The 19,371-nt window shown below is 64.5% G+C and carries 19 protein-coding genes; 13 read left to right on the top strand and 6 right to left on the bottom strand.

Annotated elements, in window-relative coordinates; genetic code table 11:
- The first annotated feature begins 55 nt into the window (after window positions 1-55).
- The 3 genes from ada to U0004_RS26720 all read left to right on the top strand — a co-directional run bounded on the left by ada (window position 56) and on the right by U0004_RS26720 (window position 3,549).
- Entirely contained in the window at window positions 56-1,111 is a 1,056-nt protein-coding gene (ada, locus tag U0004_RS26730) for a bifunctional DNA-binding transcriptional regulator/O6-methylguanine-DNA methyltransferase Ada (RefSeq protein WP_070254614.1), read from the top strand.
- Window positions 1,108-1,797 carry a 2OG-Fe(II) oxygenase gene (locus U0004_RS26725; protein ID WP_070254613.1) on the top strand — a complete coding sequence of 230 codons (690 nt, stop codon included), beginning with the start codon at window positions 1,108-1,110 and terminating at the stop codon, window positions 1,795-1,797. The genes ada and U0004_RS26725 overlap by 4 nt, the downstream gene beginning before the upstream one ends.
- Before the next feature lie 75 nt (window positions 1,798-1,872).
- Window positions 1,873-3,549 (top strand): mechanosensitive ion channel family protein, encoded by a 1,677-nt coding sequence (locus U0004_RS26720; protein WP_070254612.1) that lies wholly within the window; start codon window positions 1,873-1,875, stop codon window positions 3,547-3,549.
- A gap of 32 nt (window positions 3,550-3,581) precedes the next feature.
- Here the strand turns inward: U0004_RS26720 and U0004_RS26715 are convergent, their stop codons facing one another.
- Genes U0004_RS26715 through U0004_RS26705 form a run of 3 tightly spaced genes read right to left on the bottom strand, consistent with a single transcriptional unit; the run spans window position 3,582 to window position 5,620 of the window.
- Complete coding sequence (locus U0004_RS26715; RefSeq protein ID WP_139144107.1) at window positions 3,582-4,133, bottom strand: hypothetical protein; 552 nt, start codon at window positions 4,131-4,133, stop codon at window positions 3,582-3,584.
- A complete protein-coding gene (locus tag U0004_RS26710; protein WP_139144106.1) occupies window positions 4,099-4,635 on the bottom strand; it encodes a hypothetical protein in 537 nt (178 codons plus the stop codon). The genes U0004_RS26715 and U0004_RS26710 overlap by 35 nt, the downstream gene beginning before the upstream one ends.
- Window positions 4,553-5,620 carry a hypothetical protein gene (locus tag U0004_RS26705; protein WP_115057587.1) on the bottom strand — a complete coding sequence of 356 codons (1,068 nt, stop codon included), beginning with the start codon at window positions 5,618-5,620 and terminating at the stop codon, window positions 4,553-4,555. The genes U0004_RS26710 and U0004_RS26705 overlap by 83 nt, the downstream gene beginning before the upstream one ends.
- A gap of 119 nt (window positions 5,621-5,739) precedes the next feature.
- Between U0004_RS26705 and U0004_RS26700 the strand changes: the two genes are divergently transcribed.
- The 9 genes from U0004_RS26700 (at window position 5,740) to U0004_RS26660 (ending at window position 17,002) form a co-directional block, all read left to right on the top strand.
- Window positions 5,740-6,369: an N-acetyltransferase gene (locus U0004_RS26700; protein ID WP_070254609.1), complete on the top strand. Its 630-nt coding sequence runs from the start codon at window positions 5,740-5,742 to the stop codon at window positions 6,367-6,369.
- 66 nt (window positions 6,370-6,435) lie between these two features.
- Window positions 6,436-8,109, top strand: coding sequence for an amidohydrolase (locus tag U0004_RS26695; RefSeq protein ID WP_070254828.1), 1,674 nt, complete (start codon window positions 6,436-6,438; stop codon window positions 8,107-8,109).
- Window positions 8,110-8,215: 106 nt separating this feature from the next.
- Complete coding sequence (gene hutU / locus U0004_RS26690; protein ID WP_327076247.1) at window positions 8,216-9,919, top strand: urocanate hydratase; 1,704 nt, start codon at window positions 8,216-8,218, stop codon at window positions 9,917-9,919.
- A gap of 19 nt (window positions 9,920-9,938) precedes the next feature.
- A complete protein-coding gene (gene hutH, locus U0004_RS26685; protein WP_070254608.1) occupies window positions 9,939-11,498 on the top strand; it encodes a histidine ammonia-lyase in 1,560 nt (519 codons plus the stop codon).
- 20 nt (window positions 11,499-11,518) lie between these two features.
- On the top strand, window positions 11,519-12,307 hold the full coding sequence (gene hutG / locus U0004_RS26680) for an N-formylglutamate deformylase (protein ID WP_070254607.1): 789 nt from the start codon (window positions 11,519-11,521) through the stop codon (window positions 12,305-12,307).
- A complete protein-coding gene (locus U0004_RS26675) occupies window positions 12,292-13,668 on the top strand; it encodes a formimidoylglutamate deiminase (RefSeq protein WP_070254606.1) in 1,377 nt (458 codons plus the stop codon). The genes hutG and U0004_RS26675 overlap by 16 nt, the downstream gene beginning before the upstream one ends.
- On the top strand, window positions 13,668-14,243 hold the full coding sequence (locus U0004_RS26670) for a HutD/Ves family protein (protein ID WP_070254605.1): 576 nt from the start codon (window positions 13,668-13,670) through the stop codon (window positions 14,241-14,243). The genes U0004_RS26675 and U0004_RS26670 overlap by 1 nt, the downstream gene beginning before the upstream one ends.
- 11 nt (window positions 14,244-14,254) lie before the next feature.
- Complete coding sequence (gene hutI / locus U0004_RS26665; RefSeq protein WP_070254604.1) at window positions 14,255-15,481, top strand: imidazolonepropionase; 1,227 nt, start codon at window positions 14,255-14,257, stop codon at window positions 15,479-15,481.
- Window positions 15,482-15,571: 90 nt separating this feature from the next.
- Complete coding sequence (locus tag U0004_RS26660; protein WP_071653653.1) at window positions 15,572-17,002, top strand: glycine betaine ABC transporter substrate-binding protein; 1,431 nt, start codon at window positions 15,572-15,574, stop codon at window positions 17,000-17,002.
- 11 nt (window positions 17,003-17,013) lie between these two features.
- Here the strand turns inward: U0004_RS26660 and U0004_RS26655 are convergent, their stop codons facing one another.
- Entirely contained in the window at window positions 17,014-17,193 is a 180-nt protein-coding gene (locus U0004_RS26655; protein WP_034746290.1) for a hypothetical protein, read from the bottom strand.
- A gap of 218 nt (window positions 17,194-17,411) precedes the next feature.
- Between U0004_RS26655 and U0004_RS26650 the strand changes: the two genes are divergently transcribed.
- Complete coding sequence (locus U0004_RS26650; protein ID WP_157751284.1) at window positions 17,412-17,549, top strand: hypothetical protein; 138 nt, start codon at window positions 17,412-17,414, stop codon at window positions 17,547-17,549.
- A gap of 352 nt (window positions 17,550-17,901) precedes the next feature.
- Here the strand turns inward: U0004_RS26650 and U0004_RS26645 are convergent, their stop codons facing one another.
- Window positions 17,902-18,408: a GNAT family N-acetyltransferase gene (locus U0004_RS26645; RefSeq protein ID WP_070254603.1), complete on the bottom strand. Its 507-nt coding sequence runs from the start codon at window positions 18,406-18,408 to the stop codon at window positions 17,902-17,904.
- Complete coding sequence (locus U0004_RS26640) at window positions 18,405-19,349, bottom strand: DMT family transporter (protein ID WP_070254602.1); 945 nt, start codon at window positions 19,347-19,349, stop codon at window positions 18,405-18,407. Before U0004_RS26640 ends, U0004_RS26645 begins: the two co-directional genes overlap by 4 nt.
- Window positions 19,350-19,371: the final 22 nt, after the last annotated feature.

Raw genomic sequence — 19,371 nt, 5'->3', positions numbered from 1 at the left:
GCGCATGGGCGCTGGCTATGCTGGTGACTTACTATTGACCTGCACGGAGTTCGCCATGGAACATGCTTACCTGACTGACGATGAACGCTGGGATGCCCTGCAGCGGCGCGCGCCCGACGCCGATGGCGTCTTTTACTATTCGGTGCGCACGACGGGCGTGTATTGCCGGCCATCTTGCGCGGCGCGCCCTGCCTTGCGCCGCAACGTGGCTTTCCACGCCAGTTGCGAGCAGGCGGAGGCGGCTGGTTTTCGTCCCTGCCTGCGCTGCAAACCCAACCTGCCGCCGCTGGCCCAGCGCCAGGCGGCCATCGTGGCCGATATCTGCCGCCTGATCGACGCCAGCGACGAGCTGCCCGACCTGGACAGCCTGGCACAGGCAGCCGGCATGAGCCGCTTTCACTTTCACCGCGTCTTCAAGGCGCACACGGGCATCACGCCGAAAGCGTATGCGGCGGCGCGGCGCGGCGAGCGCCTGAAGGCCGGCTTGCAGGGCGCGGGCAATGTCACGGAAACGTTATACGCGGCCGGCTTCAATTCCAGCGGCCGCCTGTATGCCGCCACGCCAGGCTTGCTGGGCATGACGCCGGGCGCGTTCCGCGACGGCGGCAGCGGCGCCGTGATCCGTTTCGCCATCGGCGCCTGCTCGCTGGGCGCCATCCTCGTGGCCAGCACGGACAAGGGCATCTGTGCGATTTTGATCGATGACGACCCGGAAGTGCTGCTGCGCGACTTGCAGGACCGCTTTCCCCGCGCCGAGCTGCGCGGCGCCGAGCCCGAGTACGAGCAGACGGTGGCGCAAGTCGTCGGCCTGGTCGAGGCGCCGGGCCTGGGCCTGGACTTGCCGCTCGACGTGCGCGGCACGGTGTTCCAGCAGCGCGTGTGGCAAGCCTTGCGCGAGATTCCCGCCGGCAGCACGGTTAGCTATGCCGAGCTGGCGCGGCGCATCGGCGCCCCGCAAGGCGCGCGCGCCGTGGCCGGTGCCTGCGCCGCGAATGCCCTGGCCGTCGCCATTCCCTGCCACCGCGTGGTGCGCAACGATGGCGCCTTGTCCGGCTACCGCTGGGGCGTGGAGCGCAAGCAGGCGCTGCTCGAGCGCGAGGGTGAACGGTGAGGGCGCTGGACTGGCAGCAGATCGAGGATGAGCTGAATCAATACGGCTGTGTCGTCGTGCCGGCCCTGCTGGCCGCGGATGCCTGCGCGGCGCTGGCTGCCCAGTACGAAGAATCAGCGCGTTTTCGCAACAGGGTGGTGATGCAGCGCCATGGTTTTGGCCAGGGCGAGTACCAGTATTGGGCCTATCCGCTGCCGCAGCCGGTCGCCGAACTGCGTGCTGCCTTGTATCCGCCGCTGGCGGCCATTGCCAACCGCTGGCACGCCAGCATGGGCATCGACAGCCGCTTTCCTGTGGCGCACGGGGATTTCCTGGCGCGCTGTCATGCGGCGGGGCAAACCCGGCCCACACCCTTGCTCTTGCGCTACCGCGAGGGCGATTACAACTGCCTGCACCAGGACTTGTATGGCGAGCACGTGTTTCCGCTGCAACTGGCCGTGCTGCTGTCGCGCCCGCACGAGGATTTCACTGGTGGCGAGTTCGTGCTGACGGAGCAGCGTCCGCGCATGCAGTCGCGTGCCGAAGTGGTGCCGCTGGCGCAGGGCGACGCCGTGCTCTTTCCTGTCGCGCAACGGCCCGTCAACGGCACGCGCGGCAGTTACCGCGTCAACATGCGCCATGGCGTGTCGCGCCTGCGTTCGGGCTTGCGCCACACCTTGGGCATCATTTTCCATGATGCGAGCTGAACGGTAGCAGCGGCGCTTGAGTTTCCAGGATTACATGGCATGATGGCTGCTTCTTGTCACTCTTTCATTTCTGCCATGTCCGCGCTGCTCCGCCTGTTGTGCCTGTTGACCATTTTCCTGCTGCCCGCAGCCCATGCGGACGACGGCGTGCCCGCGCTCGTTGCGGAGGCCGCATCCGTCGTGGCGCCGTCGCAGGCCGCAGCGGCCAGGACGGCGCCGTTGATGTTTGCCAACCGCAAGGTGTTTGTCTTCCGCGCCGCGCTGGCCGGCTATCCGCCCGATGAGCGGGCCACGGGTGCGCAGCGCCGGCTGGAAGGCGTGCTGGCCAAGAATGGCCCCCTGCAGACGAGCACGCGGATGATTCCCGAAGGCACGCAAGTGCTGCTCGATGGCGTGCAGCTGTTCGTCGTCGTGCCTGGCGACGTCAACCAGCTGGCCGGCGACACGACGGAAAGCGTGGCGAAAACGGCCGCCGGCGAGTTGAGCAAGGCCGTGCTCGATTACCGCGAACAGGGCAGCTGGCGCTACCTGTCGATCGCGGCCGCCGTGTGCGCGGCCGCCACCCTCGTGTTCTGGCTGGTGTGGATGGGCTTGACGCGCCTGTATCACTGGGCCAAGCGCCGCAGCGGCATCCTGCTGGCCTCGCGCCTGCGCGACGTGCGCCTGAAGAATGTGCGCGTGCTCGATGCCGAACACTACATCGCCTTCGCGTATCAGCTGCTCAGCGCCGTGCTGTGGGGCTTGCGCCTGATGGCCACGTATCTGTGGGCCGCCTTCGTCCTGGGCCGCCTGCCCTACACGCGTTCGTGGGGCGAAAGCCTGAGCGGCTATTTGTTCGACGTGGCCGCCGACGTCTTCCACGCCATCATCGGCGCCTTGCCGGGGCTGGTGCTGGTCTGCGTGATCTTCGCCATCGCGCGCCTGATCGCCGCCACGGCCGCCTCGCTGTTCAAGCGCGTGGAAAGCGGCGAATTGCAAATCGGCTGGCTGGACAAGGACACGGCCCTGCCGACGCGCCGCATCGCCAGCGTGGTGATCTGGCTGTTCGCGCTGGCCATGGCGTATCCGTATCTGCCCGGCTCGCACACGGCCGCCTTCCAGGGACTGTCCGTGCTGGTGGGCCTGATGGTGTCGATCGGCGCGTCGAGCATCGTGGGCCAGGGCGCCAGCGGCCTGATCCTGATGTACACGCGGGCCCTGCGCAAGGGAGAATATGTGCGCGTGGGCGACAGCGAAGGCACGGTGGTCGACGTGGGCATGTTCGAAACGCGGCTGCGCACGGGCCTCGGGGAAGAGGTGGCCTTGCCAAACGCCTGGGTGATGTCGCAAACGACAAAGAACTATTCGCGCGCCCAGCCCGGCGGCGGCTTCGTGCTCGACTCCACCGTCACCATCGGCTATGCCACGCCATGGCGGCAAGTGCACGCCATGCTGGAACTGGCCGCCTCGCGCACGACGGAGCTGTCCACCACGCCAAAACCGTACGTGATGCAGCTGGCCCTGCAAGATTACTACGTGCAATACCGCCTCGTCGCCTACGCCAGCGCCGAAGTCCCCCGCCAGCGCGCCGAAGTACTGAACCGCTTGCACCAGAACATCATCGACGTTTTCAACGAATTCGACGTGCAGATCACCTCGCCGCACTACATCGATGACCCGAAAGAGTCGCATGTGGTGCCGCCGGAGCAGTGGTTCAGGGCGCCGGCGAAGCGGGGGGAGGAATCGAGTGAGGTGGTTCCGCCCACCCCTTGAGTGTTTTGGCCAATTCCTTGATGCTGCATGCCTTATCGTAACTGTTCTTCGAGGGCACAGGTATTCTTGCCGTTTGTCAGTTGAACGACGTGAAATCCCCCGGAAGGCGCTATGAGCAGGCAAAAATCTGCCGAGTAGCGTGAAGTGGGATCTGACGCGGATGGCGGCCTTCCCAGGAAGGATACGCCATACACTTTCCCCGCAACCAGTGGCGTTGCATCGCTGCTCTCGGCCCCCTCGGGAGCCTTCCCGTAGCGCACGCATCCCCTGTTTGGCAGTTGATAGGAGGGATCGCCAAACGAGGCATTGGGGAACATGACCGTCCATACATCTTTCCAGCCATTCGGCTCAGGTGTGCTGATCGTCAGCATCTTCAGGCTGACAGGACCCCTTGATCTTTCCTCTTCATTGGCAATCTTGAAGCAGGGAAGGCCTGCCTCTGTCATGACGGCGGCGCGGCCCATGCGCGACCACGGCGAGACATCGACACTCGTTAGCGCCGCAAGCAGGAATAGCAGTGTGTGACGCCATGGCATGGCGATTGTTGCATTATGGGACGAGCGAATGTTCTGGGCAATTGTCATGTTTCCACGCTGGCGTGCCGCTGCCAATGGCGATGATTTTTCGTTCATCTGCGGAGGTGGCAGCGATGCAGAATTTTCCTCTATAGCCATAGGTAGGGTCGGAAGGATCATCTGGACGTCCATTCAAGAAGATGCTGTAAACCCGCCCGGTTTGCAGTTCAGGAGCGGGCATGCCATTTGCGCCCTGTGGAATATCGCCATAGAGCAGGCAGCTTTTTGATGAAAGCGGAATTTTTCTTCCTCCGCTCATCACATAGCTCCATACTTTGGTGGCCGGTTTTACTGACAGGTCTGAAATACTGAGTGCCCCCAGGAGTGGCTGACCGTTACGGTTCTCTTCCGTTTGTGAGATTGTGAAGCATGGCGTGCCATTGACTGAATTGATTTCAGCATCGGCGATGCGCGATGTTGCACACGCATCAAGGTATGTCGACGAGAGGAGTGCGCTCGATATTCCCGCCAGGTAAATTCTTTTCACTTTTTCTGTTGATGAAAAAATCATTGAGTACCTCTTCATAAACTGCTTGGTCGTTAGCATATTGCTCTTGGCGCATTGCGGAAGAATCCTTTAAGTATTTCAATGCGTAGTAGTCGGCTAACAAGTCTCCCTGTGCCTCCATGTTGTAGTCGGCTAATTTTCTTTCGGACGACAATACGTACTTGTAGTCCAGTCCTATTCTGAATGCTCCACGCATGGCCACCGGATATTTCAGTTGATATTGCCAAATATGGACCATTTCATGAATGAACCAATGACGCTCGGTGTTATCTGCATTGGAAAAATCGTCCAGAAATCTCGACTCATGGAAATACATTTCCCCATTGGGTGTCATGGCAGTGTTTTTTGGTTGGAGCAGCCATAGATAAGGCCTCTTGTGAATTTTGACTTTGCTATAGTCGACGGCATCTTCAAAGATCATCCATGCCATGTTTATTTCAGCCTGGGTAAGTGGGCGAGCCATGCTATCGATTTTTACCTGTTTGACTGATGTGTCGATATCCTTGTCGGTAGTTTTTACGTCTTGTAGTTCCAGTATGATCGCCGTCGGCGCCACCGGGACAGGTGCAGCGAAGCAGCAGGGAAGGCTATCTTCTTGTGGGAAAAATTCCACCATCGTTATCTGCTCCTCCCGCTTGCTGGCGACGCACCCCGTGCGCCCCTTCGCATCCGTCGTCCCCGTCCACGTTTCACCGTTGCTTAAAGTGAGGTGGTAGTCGGCGTGCGCCAGCGGTGCGTTGGCTTGCGAGACGAATTCCAGCTGCTCGTCATAGCCGCAGCACCAGCATTCGTCGGGCTGGCCGGCCAGGCGGTGCAGTTCGCAGCCACTTTTTGCATCGCGCAGGGCCGCGCCGCGTACAGGCTGGCCGTCGGCGCTGAAGGTGACGGTCATGTTGTCGAAGCGCGCGCCCAGGCTGCTCTTATGGTGCGCCACGAGCTTGAAGAACACGTCGCACGCGGTGGTGCTGATGACATGGTGCCTGGCCATGGGGACTCCGCGATAAAACGCCAGCGTAGGCCCGCGCCGCCATGCGGGTATTGACCGGGCGCAAGGCCTGCGTGCTTGCGTTAAGATGCCGGGCGTTTCATTGAGAAGAAAGAGTCCCCATGTCCAGCCCGTCCAGCATCGCAGTTTCCCACGCCGAAGCTTCCCGCACCGCCCGCAGCCTGGCCGCCGCCCTGGCCGGCGATCCGTTCTACCGCACCGTCACGGTGGCGTGCAGCGACGACGAGGCGGCGCGGCTGGCCATGCTGGAAGCCTACTTCGCGCTGGCGCTGGAAGAAGGCCGCCAGGCGGGGCGCGTCGACCTGGTGGATGACGCGGGCAATGGCGCCGCCATCTGGACGACGGATACGCCGGCAGCCCTGCGTCAGGCGGCGTATGGGCAGCGCGAAGCCGCCTTGCGCGCGCTGCTGGGGGAGCAGGGCTTTGCGCATTTCACGGCCATCGTCGCGAACATGGAGCACGCGCTGGCGCCGCACGGTTTGCAGGATGCCTGGTATCTGTCGATCGCCGGCATCGCCCCGGCCGCGCAAGGGCAGGGACTGGGCGCGTCCGTGCTGGCGCCGGGCCTGGCGGCCGTCGATGCGGCGCGTGCTGCATGCTTCCTGGAGACCTACAACGAGCGCAGCCTGCCGTTCTATGCCCGTCTTGGCTTCGTGGCGGCGGGACGCTACGCGGAAGCCGTCACGGGCTGCGACTACTGGCTGATGGTACGAGCGCCCCGCGCTGCCTGATTGACCATTTTGCCAATTTCTATACACTCGTCTTTTTGCTAACGACTAACAGACCTGGAGATGGAAATGCCGACCTTGCCACTGCGCCGCACCTTGCTCACGCTCGCCTGCCTGGGGGCCCTCGGCCACGCGCATGCCGATACCGTCATCGACAATGCCAACGGCTACACGCTCAACGCAGCCGGGAAGGTGCTGCGTTTCACGGCGCTGGCGTTTGACGACGCGGGCAAGCTGCTCGCCGTCGGCAGCGCCACGCAGGTGAAACGCAAGGCGGCCAAGGGCGCCATCCATGTCGACGTGCAGGGAAAAACCGTGCTGCCAGGCCTGATCGACGCGCATGGTCACGTGTTCGGCCTGGGGACGATCGCCAGCGGCGTGATGCTGTACGGTTCCGCTTCGCTGCCGGCCGCCGTGCAGGCCGTGGGCGACTTCGCCCGTGCACATCCGGAACGCAGCTGGGTCGTCGGCAATGGCTGGAACCAGGAAATCTGGAAGCTGGGGCGCTTTCCCACGGCAGCCGAACTCGATGCGGCCGAAAGCGCGCGGCCCGTGTGGCTGCGCAGGGTCGATGGCCACGCGGGCTGGGCCAACAGCCGCGCGCTGGCGCTGGCCGGCATCACGCGCGCCACACAAGATCCGGCGGGCGGCAAGATCGAACGCGACGCGGACGGCAATGCCACTGGAGTGCTGGTCGACAACGCCATGGACTTGATGGATGCCGTGCTGCCCAAGCCGGGCGACGTGGAAAACCGCGCCGCCCTCGATGGCGCGCTGGCGCAGCTGTCGCAAGCGGGCCTGACCAGCGTGCACGATGCGGGCATCGGCCAGATGCAGGACCGGCTGTTCCGCGATTACGCGGACCACGGCAAGCTGACGGTGCGCGTGTACGGCATGATCGCGGATACGACGGACGACTTCGACGCGCTGGCGAAAAACGGCCCCCTGAACAGCTATGCGCGCGACATGTACGCCTTGCGCGCCGTGAAACTGCTGTCCGACGGCGCCCTGGGCAGCCGCGGCGCGGCCTTGCTGGCGCCGTACAGCGACGATCCTGCTACCAGCGGCCTGCTGTTCTACCCTGACGCTGCCATGCGCGCGAAGATGGAAAAAGCCATGCGCGCCGGCTACCAGGTCAATGTGCACGCCATCGGTGACGCGGGCAACCATCAAATCCTCGACGCCTACCAGGCCTTGATCGCACAATACCGCAGCGTGGGCCTGCGCCACCGCATGGAGCACGCTCAGGTGGTGCAGTTGTCCGACATCCCCCGTTTCAAGGCGCTGGGCATCGTGCCGTCGATGCAGCCGACGCACGCCACCTCGGACCAGAACATGGCGGAGCAGCGCGTGGGTCACGAGCGCATCAAGGGCGCGTATGCGTGGCGCACCTTCCTCAAGCAGGGCTCGCGCATCGCCTGCGGTTCCGATTTCCCCATCGAGTCGCCGAACCCGTTCGAGGGCATCCACGCGGCCGTGACGCGGCAGAATAGCGAAGGCTTCCCTGCCGGTGGCTGGTACCCGCAGCAAGCCATGACGGTGACGGAAGCACTGCGCTGCTTCACCCTCGACGCGGCTTGGGCGGCGCACCAGGAAAAGGTCATCGGCACCCTGGAAGCGGGAAAGTGGGCGGACTTCGTCGTCGTCGACCAGGACCTGTTCAAGGTCGAACCCAAGGCCATCGGCAAGACGCAGGTGCTGCAAACGTGGGTGGCGGGCAAGCGCGTGTTCGAGAAAAAATAGCGACTTTGGGCCTGCAAAAATCTGTTGACTTGGTTGTATAGACAACCTATGCTGGTAGCACCAGAGCGGGCCAAGTATGCCCGCTCGCACCCTACGAGGAGACAGCATGAACAGCACAATGGACACCGATCCACGCTTTGATGCCAGCCGTACCATCCGCGCTCCGCGCGGCACGGTCATGGCTTGCAAGAGTTGGCAGGCCGAGGCGGCCTACCGCATGTTGCAAAACAACCTGGACCCGGAAGTGGCGGAAAATCCGCAGCACCTGGTCGTCTATGGCGGCATCGGCCGCGCGGCCCGCAACTGGGCCTATTTCGACCAGATCCTCGCCTCCTTGCGCGAGCTGGAAGACGACCAGACCTTGCTGATCCAGTCCGGCAAGCCGGTGGGCGTGTTCCAGACCCACGCGGATGCGCCGCGCGTACTCATCGCCAATTCCAACCTGGTGCCGAAATGGGCCAATTGGGAACACTTCAACGAACTCGATCGCCAGGGCCTGTTCATGTACGGCCAGATGACGGCCGGCAGCTGGATCTATATCGGCACGCAGGGCATCGTGCAGGGCACGTATGAAACCTTCGCCGAAGCGGGCCGCCAGCATTTCGGCGGCGACTGGGGCGGGCGCTGGATCCTGACGGCGGGCCTGGGCGGCATGGGCGGCGCGCAGCCGCTGGCCGCCACCATGGCGGGCGCCGTGTCGCTCAATATCGAATGCCAGCAAAGCAGCATCGATTTCCGTTTGCGCACGCGCTACCTGGACAAGCAGGCGGCCAGCCTGGACGAAGCCCTGGAACTGGTCAAGTACCATACGGAGCGCAAGGAAGCCATCTCCATCGGCTTGCTGGGCAACGCGGCCGAAGTGCTGCCGGAACTGGTGCGCCGCGCGAAAGCGGGCGGCCTGGTGCCGGACCTGGTGACGGACCAGACGTCCGCGCATGACCTGGTCAACGGCTATCTGCCGCGCGGCTGGAGCGTGTCGGACTGGAAGGCGGCACAGCAGGACCCGCAGCGCCACGCGCGCCTGACGGTGGCCGCCGCCGATTCCTGCGCCGCCCACGTACAAGCCATGCTCGATTTCCACGCCATGGGCGTGCACACCGTCGACTATGGCAACAATATCCGCCAGGTGGCGTTCGACCAGGGCGTGCAGAACGCGTTTGATTTCCCCGGCTTCGTGCCGGCGTATATCCGCCCGCAGTTCTGCGAGGGCCGCGGCCCATTCCGCTGGGTTGCCCTGTCGGGCGACCCGGAAGACATCTACAAAACGGATGCGAAGATCAAGGAGCTGTTCCCGCACCATAAACAGGTGCACCACTGGCTGGACATGGCGCGCGAGCGCATCGCCTTCCAGGGCCTGCCGGCGCGCATCTGCTGGCTGGGACTGGGCGAGCGCCACATCGCCGGCCTGGCCTTCAACGAGATGGTGCGCACGGGCGAGCTGAAGGCGCCCATCGTCATCGGCCGCGACCACCTGGACACGGGTTCCGTCGCCAGCCCGAACCGCGAGACGGAAAGCATGAAGGACGGCACGGACGCCGTTTCCGACTGGCCGCTGCTGAACGCCATGCTGAACACGGCCGGCGGCGCCACCTGGGTTTCGCTGCACCATGGCGGCGGCGTGGGAATGGGGTATTCTCAGCATGCGGGCATGGTCATCGTGGCCGACGGCAGCGAAGCGGCGGCGAAACGCCTGGCCAGGGTACTGGTCAACGACAGCGGTTCTGGCGTGATGCGCCATGCCGATGCCGGCTACGAAACAGCGGCCGCCTGCGCCAAGCGCAACGGCCTGATTCTTCCCATGCTTCCTTGAGACTTAGACGCGAATGACTATGACACAGCACTCCAAAAGTTGGACGTTAAAACCCGGCGCGATGACCCTGGCCGACCTGCGCGCCATCTGGGCCGCGCCGGCAAAATTGACCCTCGCTGCCGAGGCCTATCCCGTCATCGAAGCGTCGGCCGCCGCCGTGCAAGCCATCGTCGCCAAGGGCGATGCGGCGTATGGCATCAACACGGGTTTCGGCCTGCTCGCCAAGACGCGCATCCCCGATGAAAAGCTCGAGCAATTGCAGCGCAACCTGATCCTGTCGCACTCCGTCGGCACGGGAGAACTGCTGTCGGACGCCGTCGTGCGCCTGATCATGCTGATGAAGATCGGCAGCCTGGCGCGTGGTTTTTCCGGCGTGCGCCCGCTGATCGTCGATACCCTGATCGCCCTGTACAACGCGGGCATCATGCCGGCCATTCCCGCCAAGGGTTCCGTCGGCGCCTCGGGCGACCTGGCGCCGCTGTCGCACATGACGCTGGCCATGCTGGGCGTGGGCGACGTGCGCGTCAACGGTGAATTGATGGCGGCTCCCGAAGCGCTGGCGCAGGCGGGCATCGCGCCCGTGGTGCTGGCGGCAAAAGAGGGCCTGGCGCTGATCAACGGCACGCAAGTGTCGAACGCGCTGGCGCTGCATGGCCTGTTCATGGCCGAGCGCCTGCTGGAAGCGGCCATGGTCACGGGCGCGCTGTCGCTCGACGCGGCCAAGGGCAGCGATGCGCCGTTCGACGCGCGCGTGCACGCCGTGCGCGGGCAGCCGGGCCAGATCCTGGCCGCGCAGATGTACCGCCAGCTGGTGGCGCGCAGCGCGATCCGCGCCTCGCACCTGGAAGGCGACGAGCGCGTGCAGGATCCGTATAGCCTGCGCTGCCAGCCGCAAGTCATGGGCGCCTGCCTCGATTTGATCGTCAACGTCGGCCGCACCCTGCTGATCGAAGCCAATGCCGTCACGGACAATCCGCTGATCTTCCAGGATGGTCCCAACGGACAGGCGGAAATCGTCTCGGGCGGGAACTTCCACGCCGAGCCGGTGGCCTTTGCCGCCGACACCCTGGCGCTGGCGATTTCCGAAATCGGCGCGCTGGCCGAGCGCCGCATCGCGCTGCTGATCGACGCCACCTTGTCCGGCCTGCCGCCCTTCCTCGTGCGCGACCCGGGCGTCAATTCCGGCTTCATGATCGCCCACGTGACGGCTGCCGCGCTGGCATCGGAAAACAAGTCGCTTGCCCATCCGGCCAGCGTCGACAGCCTGCCGACTTCCGCCAACCAGGAAGACCATGTGAGCATGGCCACGTTCGCCGGGCGCCGCCTGGACGACATGGCGCACAACACGGCCGTCATCGTCGGCATCGAGCTGCTGGCCGCCGCGCAGGGCATCGATTTCCACCGTCCGCTGAAAACCTCGCCGCACCTCGAACATGTCCACCAGCAGCTGCGCCAGAAGGTGCCGTTCTTCGACGCCGACCGTTTCTTCGCGCCCGATATCGAAGCGGCCAAGCAGATGGTGCTGCAGGGTGAGTTGAGCAGCACGTGCAAGAATTTGTTCGCCCCGCTGTACGCCTGAGCGGGAGCAAGGAGACAAGCATGGATTTTCGCTTCAACGAAGGCAGCATCCCGCTGCTCGTGTCGATGCCCCACGTGGGCACCGACATACCGGACGATATCGCCGCGCGCATGACGCCGCAGGCCTTGATCAAGGCCGACACGGACTGGCATCTGCGTGAGCTGTATGGCTTTTTGCAGGAGATGGATGCATCCGTGCTGTCGGCGCGCTGGTCGCGCTACACCATCGACTTGAACCGCCCGCAGGAAGACACGAATCTGTATCCGGGCCAGGATACGACGGGCTTGCTGCCCAATGATACCTTTCACCGCGAGCCGCTGTACCTGGCTGGCCGCGAACCCGATGCGCAGGATGTGCGGCAGCGCTTGCAGCGCTACTGGGCGCCGTATCATGCGCAGCTGCGCGCGGAACTGGACCGTCTGCTGCGCGTGCATGGCGCCGTGGTGCTGTGGGATGCCCATTCCATCGCCTCGCGCGTGCCGCGCTTCTTTGACGGCAAACTGCCCGACCTGAACTTCGGCACGGCCGATGGCGCCAGCTGCGATGTGGGCCTGACCTCCGCCGTGGTCGATGTCGCGCGCGCGCAGGAGGCATTTACCGTGGCGCTGAACGGCCGCTTCAAGGGCGGCCATATCACGCGCCATTACGGCCAGCCGGCAAGCCGCGTGCATGCGATCCAGCTGGAGATGTGCCAGTGCCTGTACATGGATGAGGCAGCGCCATTTGGCTACCGGCCCGACCTGGCGGCGCAAGTGCAGCCGCTGCTGCGCCAGATGATGGAAGCGGCCGTGGCATGGGTGGCGCGTTGAGCGGCTGGCTGTTCGCGCGCCACGCGCTGCTGCCGCAGGGCTGGCGCCGCGACGTGCTGCTGGAGTGGGACGCGGCCGGCGATTTGACGGCGGTGGCGGAAAACGCCGCGTCGCCTGCCGGCGCCGAAGTGGCCGAATATGTCTTGCCCGGCATGGTCAACCTGCATTCGCATGCCTTCCAGCGGGCGCTGGGCGGCATGACGGAAGTCGCGGGGGATGGGCCGGATAGTTTCTGGACCTGGCGCGACCTGATGTACCGTTTCGCGCGCCACATCACGCCGGAGCAGATGGAAAGCATCGCCGCGCAGCTGTTTGCCGAATGCCTGCGCCATGGCTACACGGCGGTGTGCGAATTCCACTACCTGCAGCGCGATATGGCCGGTGCGCTGTATGCGCGTCCCGCCGAAACGGCCGAACGGGTGTTGGCCGCGGCGCGCATCAGCGGCATCGGCCTGACCATGCTGCCCGTGCTGTACAGCCATGCTGGCTTCGGCGAGCAGGCGTTGAACGCGGAGCAGGCGCGCTTCCGCACCGATGCGCAAGATGTGCTGCGCATCGTCGAGGCGCTGGCGCCGCAGCGCTGTGGGCAAGTGGAGGTGGGCTTTGCGCCGCACTCGCTGCGGGCCGCTGGCGTGGCGCAGATCCGCGAAGTGGCGCAAGCGCTGCCCGCGGATCGCCCCATCCACATCCACATCGCCGAACAGCAGGGCGAAGTGCGCCAGAGTCTCGATTACAGCGGCCGGCGTCCGGTGCAGTACTTGTACGACCAGGTCGACGTCGATGCGCGCTGGTGCCTCGTGCATGCCACGCATGTGCAGCCCGATGAAGTGGCGCTGATGGCTACGAGCGGCGCCGTGGCGGGCCTGTGCCCGACGACGGAGGCAAACCTGGGCGACGGCCTGTTCCCGCTGGCCGAATTCATCGCCGCCGGCGGGCGTTTCGGCGTTGGCAGCGACAGCCATGTATCGCAGTCGCCCGTCGAGGAATTGCGCTGGCTCGAATATGGCCAGCGCTTGCAGCGCCAGCAGCGCAATGTGGCCGCCACGCCGTACCAGCGCCATGTGGGCGACTACCTGTGGCAGGCGGCCTTGCAGGGCGGCGCGCAGGCGGCCGGGCGCAAGCTCGGTGCCCTGGCGCCGGGCTGCCGCGCCGACCTGCTGGTGCTCGACGAGACGCATGTGAACCTGTGCGGCGTGGCCATCGAAAATGTGCTGGGCAGCGTGCTTTTCTGCGGCAACGACAACCTGGTGCGCGACGTGCTGTGCGGCGGCCAGTGGCAGGTGCGCGATGGGCGCCATGTGGCGCAGGACGCCATCGCGGCCGGCTACAAGCGCACCCTGGCGCAACTGAGGGCGCTCTGATGGCGACCTTCATCCCGCAGGAATGCCTGCGCGCCGCGCCGTGGAAAAATGGCGGCGGCAGCACGATGGAAATCGCCATTTCTCCGCCCGGTGCCGGCCTGATGGAATTTGACTGGCGTATCAGCCTGGCGACGATCACGGCCAGCGGGCCGTTTTCCAGCTTTCCCGGCATCGACCGCAGCCTGATGCTGGTCGATGGCGACAGCGTGCAGCTGACGCTCGATGGCACGCGCAAGGTGACCTTGAGCGCGGCGCAACCGATGCTGTGGTTTCCCGGCGAAGCGGCCGTGCTTGCGCAGGTCAGGGGGACGACGACGGATTTCAATGTGATGACGCGGCGCGACCGCTGCCGTCACCAGCTGGAAAAGATCACGGCGCCGGGCAAGCTGGCGCGGCGCAGCGCGGCGACCCTGCTGTTTGTCGCCGGCGAAGGCCACGTGCTGGCGCGCGGTGGCGAGCAGCAGTTCGCGCTGGCCCGCCATGACGCGCTGCTGCTGGACGCCGACGATGCGCAGGAATGGCGGCTCGACGCCTTGCAGCGTTCGGCCGTCTTGTGCGTCGACCTGTTTACCTAGGGAGGGAAGCGATGCAAGACTGGGATCTGGTCATCCACAACGTCCATTTGGCCACCATGGAGCAGGGCTATGGCGAGCTGCTGGACGCGGCCATCGCCGTCAAGGATGGCCGTATCGCGTGGTTCGGCCCCGGCGACGAGCTGCCGGCCAGCGGCGCCGTGCTGCACGACGGCCAGGGCTGCTGGCTCACGCCCGGCCTGATCGACTGCCATACGCACATCGTCCACGCGGGCAACCGCAGCGACGAATTCGAGGCGCGCCTGAATGGCGCCAGCTATGAAGACATCAGCCGTGCCGGCGGCGGCATCATGTCCACCGTGCGCGCCACGCGCGCGGCCAGCGACGATGAATTGCTGCGGCAAAGCCTGCCCCGCGTGCTGGCGCTGCTGGCCGAGGGCGTGACCACCCTGGAGATCAAGTCCGGCTACGGTCTCGACGCGGACAGCGAGGCGAAGATGCTGCGCGTGGCGCGCAGAATAGGGGAGCAGCTGCCCGTGTCCGTGCGCACCACCTTCCTCGGCGCGCACGCGCTGCCGCCCGAATATGCGGGCCAGGCCGACGCCTACATCGAGCTGCTGTGCGCGCAGATGCTGCCCCAGTTGGCTGGCGATGGACTGGTCGACGCCGTCGATGCGTTCTGCGAGCGCATCGGCTTTACGCCGGCGCAAACGCAGCGCATGTTTGACGCGGCGAGGGCACTGGGCGTGCCCGTCAAGCTGCATGCGGAGCAGCTGTCGGATCTGGGCGGTGCGGCGCTGGTGGCGCGCTACGGCGGCCTGTCGGCCGACCACCTGGAATTCCTGTCGGACGAGGGCATTGCCGCCATGGCGCAACATGGCACGGTGGCCGTGCTGCTGCCTGGCGCGTACTACTTTTTGCGCGAGACGCAGCCGCCGCCTGTTGCGGCATTGCGCGCGGCTGGCGTGCCGATGGCCGTGTCCACCGATTGCAATCCGGGCACGTCGCCCATGACGTCAATACTGCTGGCGATGAACATGGCGTGCACCCTGTGGCGTCTCACGCCGCAGGAAGCGCTGGCTGGTGCTACCTGCCACGCGGCGCGCGCGCTGGGCCTGCAGAATGACACGGGCAGCCTGGCGGTGGGTAAGCGCGCCGATTTCGCCCTGTGGCGCATCGCGCGTCCGGCCGACCTGGCGTATGCGCTGGGCCTGAACCCGTGCGCGGGCGTGGTGCATGGCGGTGTCTGGCGCGCGCCGGTGGTAAGCTTGCCGGATTGATCATCCGTCCTGGAGCGCCGCGTGCGTGCTGCTTGTTTGCTGTTTTATCTGCTGTTGTCGCTCCTCTTCGCCGCCGCGCCTGCGCATGCCATGGATGGGGGCACCTTGAAGGTGGGCTCGAAGCGCTTCACGGAATCGTATATTCTCGGCGAAATCCTCCAGCAGAGCGCCGCGCCGCACGCCAAGGCGCAGCACCGCCAGGGCCTGGGCAACACGGCCATCGTGCTCGCTGCGCTGCAGGCGGGCAGCATCGACGTATATGCCGAATACATGGGCACCATCGCCAGCGAAATCCTCAAGCACGACAAGGCCATCGATCTGGCGCAGATGCGGCGCGAGCTGGCGGCGCTGGGGCTGGGCGTGGCCGTGCCGCTGGGCTTCAACAATACGTATGCGCTGGCCGTGCGCGCTGATGAAAAATCCATCACCAGCCTGGATCAGCTGGCGCAGCATCCTGCCCTGACATTCGGCCTGTCGCATGAATTCATCGGCCGGGTCGATGGCTGGCCGGGCCTGGCCGCGCGCTATGGCTTGCCGCAGCGCCCGCGCGGCCTCGATCACGGCATTGCCTATGAAGCGCTGGCGCAGCGCCAGGTGGACGTGATCGACATCTATTCGACGGACGCGAAGATCCGCCAGTACGGCTTGCGCGTGCTGGCCGACACGCAGCAGTATTTTCCCCGCTACGACGCCATGCTCCTGTACCGGCTCGACGTGCCGCAGCGTTTTCCCTCCGCCTGGCAGGCTTTGCTGCGGCTGCAGGGACGCATCAGCGAGGGCGACATGATTGCCATGAATGCGGCCGTGGAAATCGATGGCAAGACTTTCTCTGACGTGGCGCGGCAGTGGCTGGCGTCCGGCATGCAGGCGAACAAACCGGCCGCCGCGCGCAGCAATCTGCTCGATAAAGTCATCGGCGACGACTTGTGGACCCTGACGCGCCAGCATCTGACCCTGGTACTGCTGTCGGTGGCACTGGCGTGCGTGATCGGCATTCCGCTGGGCGTGCTGGCGGCGTTTTCGGCGCCGCTGCGGCAAACGGTGCTGGCCTTCGTCGGCGTGCTGCAGACGGTGCCGTCGCTGGCCCTGCTGGCGATATTGATCCCCGTGCTGGGCATGATCGGCACCGTACCTGCGCTGGTGGCCCTATTCGTGTATGCCTTGCTGCCCATCGTGCGCAACACGTGCACGGGCATCCTGCAGGTGCCGCAAGGCTTGCGCATGGCGGCGCTGGCGCTGGGTTTGAACAAGCGCGACCGCCTGCTGCACGTGGACTTGCCGCTGGCCTTGCCGGTGATGCTGGCGGGCGTGAAAACGGCGGCCGTGATGAGCGTGGGCACGGCTACCATCGCCGCCTTCATCGGCGCCGGCGGTTATGGCGAGCGCATCACCATCGGCCTGGCGCTGAATGACAACGACATGCTGCTGGCCGGCGCGATCCCCGCAGCCGTGCTGGCCCTGCTGACGCAAGGCTTGTTCGAGCTGGTGGAGCGCTGGGCCGTGGCCGGCCGGCAGCACTGACGGCATCACGGTTACAGCGAGTGCAGTTTGGAGCGCACCGAGACGACGGCCTGGTGCAGGATGCGTTCAGCCTGGAAATCGTTCTCGCGCTGTTCGGCGATGGCTTGCAAGTCGCGCGTATAGCGTTCCAGGCGGGAGCGCAGGTAGGCGCGGTAGATTTTCATGACGAGCGGTTTGGCAGAGACATTCATGATGTGGCTCCCAGGTGCGTAATGATGCGTTCATTTTGTGTGAGCGGAATGCCGCCACTTTGCGCCATATCAAATGCCATGACCTCGTCAAATTGGCGCGTTTGACATTGCACAATGCCCCCCAGACCTAAGATGCCACACTGAATCTTCCCTGCTGGCCTGGTCATCATCAGTCGTCGCAGGCCCTGATTCCCTCAAGCATACTCAAGGAGCGTCGCATGGTCATTTTTGCCGTGGTTGCTGGCTGCATCGCCTGTTTGACAGTGTACCAAATCTATAAAAATGCGCAGGGTGGCAGTGGGGTTGCGCAACAACATATCGGTTTGCACGGCACATTGATTGAACCACGGAAATAATCAGTGTCTTTCAAGCGACACTCGGTGACACTTGGTTGGCAGATTTAAGTCAAATGTAAGGCCCGGTAAGCAAATGTAAAGGTCGGCGTGTTGGCAAGCGGCAGCGTTTATATTGATAACCGTTGATTGCATTCTCCCCCCTCCCACTTGACAATGGGTTCACCCCGCGGTGCCGCTAGCCCGCGGGGATTTTTTTGGAACTTACTGCGCGGCGCGCCTTGCGGCCTGCGATGCTCCCTGTACCTCGCGTACAGTTCCGCTTCTCGGCCACAAATCGCATCCGCTCGCTACAGTTCCCCTCCTTACAGTTCCCCCTCCTTGCAATTCCCCTTCCTTGCAGTTCCCGCTCCAATCAGGCCGGCTTTGGCGTACCTGCCGACAATTGCGTCAAGGCATCGCCAGCGACCCGGCAGATGCGCCAGTCCGGCATCACGTCCGCGCCCATGCCCTTGTAGAAGTTGATCGCGTTTTCATTCCAGTCCAGCACCGACCATTCGAAGCGGCCGCAGTCGCGTTCGACGGCCAGTTGCGCCAGCGCCACCAGCATCTGCTTGCCATAGCCCTTGCCGCGCACCGATTGCTTCACATACAGGTCTTCCAGGTACAGGCCCTTGCGGCACAGGAAGGTGGAAAAATTATGGAAGAACAGGGCGAAGGTCACCACTTCACCATGTTCTTCGCCGACCAGCGCTTCGCATGCGGGATGGGCACCGAACAGGCTGTCGTGCAGCATGGATTCCCTGGCGATCATCATGTGTTCGAGTTTTTCAAACACGGCCAGTTCATGGATCATGCCAAAGATGGCAGCCACGTCGGATGCGGTCGCGGGACGAATGGCGAGGGAGGAAGAGGTGCTCATGTTGCCTTTGTTGGTGAAGTGGTGGAAAGGGATGCAATGGTACTTGTCTTGCGCGCGCCCGACGTCAGGGCCCAGGCCACGCTGGACAGGCACAGCACCATGCCCGCCCATTCGATGGCGGCGGGCCGGTAGTGTTCGAACTGCACCGACAGCAGTACGGAAATGACGGGCGTGACGACGCCGATGTACACGGTCTTTTGCGTGCCGATGCGGGCGATTAACGTGAAATAGGCGCTGAAGGCGATCACCGAGCCGAAGATGGCCAGGTACAACAATCCCATCCAGTAACTGGGGCGCGCGGGCAACTGCCAGGACTGCCCCGTGGCGATGGCCCAGACGGCCACCATCAAGGTGCCCCACAGCATGGTCCAGGCCATGGTCAGCATCACGTTGCCGGAATGTTCGCGCACTTTCATGACGAGGGCATTGCCCACCGTGCTAGACACGGTGGCCACCAGGGCCAGCATGAAACCGAGCAGGAAATGGCCATTCCCGCCGCCCAGAATATCGTGCAGTGCCGCGCCGATGGACTGGTAAAACAGCAGCACGATGCCGCAGATGGCGACAAACGCCGCGCAGCAGGTACTCCAGGTGATGGGCGTGCCGAAGGCGATGCGGTTGAGCAATGGCGTCCAGAACACCATCAGGGCAAACAGCACGCTGACGAGGGCCGACACCAGATATTGCTCCGAGCTGTACGTGCACACATAACTGAGGGCAAACGAGGCCAGTCCCTGCAGCAGCATCCATTGCTGCGCGCGCCAGGGCAGGCGCAAGCGGTCGCCGCGCAAGGCGCACCAGGCAAACAGGGTGGCGGACGCGAGGCCGAAGCGGTAGACCACGGAAACGGCGGGGGCGACATCGCCCAGCTGCAAGGTGATGGCCCAGAAGGTGGAGCCCCAGATCAGGCAGGCAATGATGAACAGGAGAGGAGAGGACATCGCGCAAGTATACGGATATCGC

This window comes from Janthinobacterium lividum, assembly GCF_034424625.1.
Lineage (GTDB): Bacteria > Pseudomonadota > Gammaproteobacteria > Burkholderiales > Burkholderiaceae_D > Janthinobacterium > Janthinobacterium lividum.
This window is presented reverse-complemented; position numbering and strand designations above follow the sequence as displayed.

Bases quoted from the DNA above. Each gene is read 5' to 3' on its own strand.
- ada (WP_070254614.1), top strand. From the start codon at position 56: ATGGAACATGCTTACCTGACTGACGATGAACGCTGGGATGCCCTGCAG.
- U0004_RS26720 (WP_070254612.1), top strand. From the start codon at position 1,873: ATGTCCGCGCTGCTCCGCCTGTTGTGCCTGTTGACCATTTTCCTGCTG.
- U0004_RS26715 (WP_139144107.1), bottom strand. From the start codon at position 4,133: ATGACAATTGCCCAGAACATTCGCTCGTCCCATAATGCAACAATCGCC.
- U0004_RS26710 (WP_139144106.1), bottom strand. From the start codon at position 4,635: ATGATTTTTTCATCAACAGAAAAAGTGAAAAGAATTTACCTGGCGGGA.
- U0004_RS26705 (WP_115057587.1), bottom strand. From the start codon at position 5,620: ATGGCCAGGCACCATGTCATCAGCACCACCGCGTGCGACGTGTTCTTC.
- U0004_RS26700 (WP_070254609.1), top strand. From the start codon at position 5,740: ATGTCCAGCCCGTCCAGCATCGCAGTTTCCCACGCCGAAGCTTCCCGC.
- U0004_RS26695 (WP_070254828.1), top strand. From the start codon at position 6,436: ATGCCGACCTTGCCACTGCGCCGCACCTTGCTCACGCTCGCCTGCCTG.
- hutU (WP_327076247.1), top strand. From the start codon at position 8,216: ATGAACAGCACAATGGACACCGATCCACGCTTTGATGCCAGCCGTACC.
- hutH (WP_070254608.1), top strand. From the start codon at position 9,939: ATGACACAGCACTCCAAAAGTTGGACGTTAAAACCCGGCGCGATGACC.
- hutG (WP_070254607.1), top strand. From the start codon at position 11,519: ATGGATTTTCGCTTCAACGAAGGCAGCATCCCGCTGCTCGTGTCGATG.
- U0004_RS26675 (WP_070254606.1), top strand. From the start codon at position 12,292: ATGGGTGGCGCGTTGAGCGGCTGGCTGTTCGCGCGCCACGCGCTGCTG.
- U0004_RS26670 (WP_070254605.1), top strand. From the start codon at position 13,668: ATGGCGACCTTCATCCCGCAGGAATGCCTGCGCGCCGCGCCGTGGAAA.
- hutI (WP_070254604.1), top strand. From the start codon at position 14,255: ATGCAAGACTGGGATCTGGTCATCCACAACGTCCATTTGGCCACCATG.
- U0004_RS26660 (WP_071653653.1), top strand. From the start codon at position 15,572: ATGGATGGGGGCACCTTGAAGGTGGGCTCGAAGCGCTTCACGGAATCG.
- U0004_RS26655 (WP_034746290.1), bottom strand. From the start codon at position 17,193: ATGAATGTCTCTGCCAAACCGCTCGTCATGAAAATCTACCGCGCCTAC.
- U0004_RS26650 (WP_157751284.1), top strand. From the start codon at position 17,412: ATGGTCATTTTTGCCGTGGTTGCTGGCTGCATCGCCTGTTTGACAGTG.
- U0004_RS26645 (WP_070254603.1), bottom strand. From the start codon at position 18,408: ATGAGCACCTCTTCCTCCCTCGCCATTCGTCCCGCGACCGCATCCGAC.
- U0004_RS26640 (WP_070254602.1), bottom strand. From the start codon at position 19,349: ATGTCCTCTCCTCTCCTGTTCATCATTGCCTGCCTGATCTGGGGCTCC.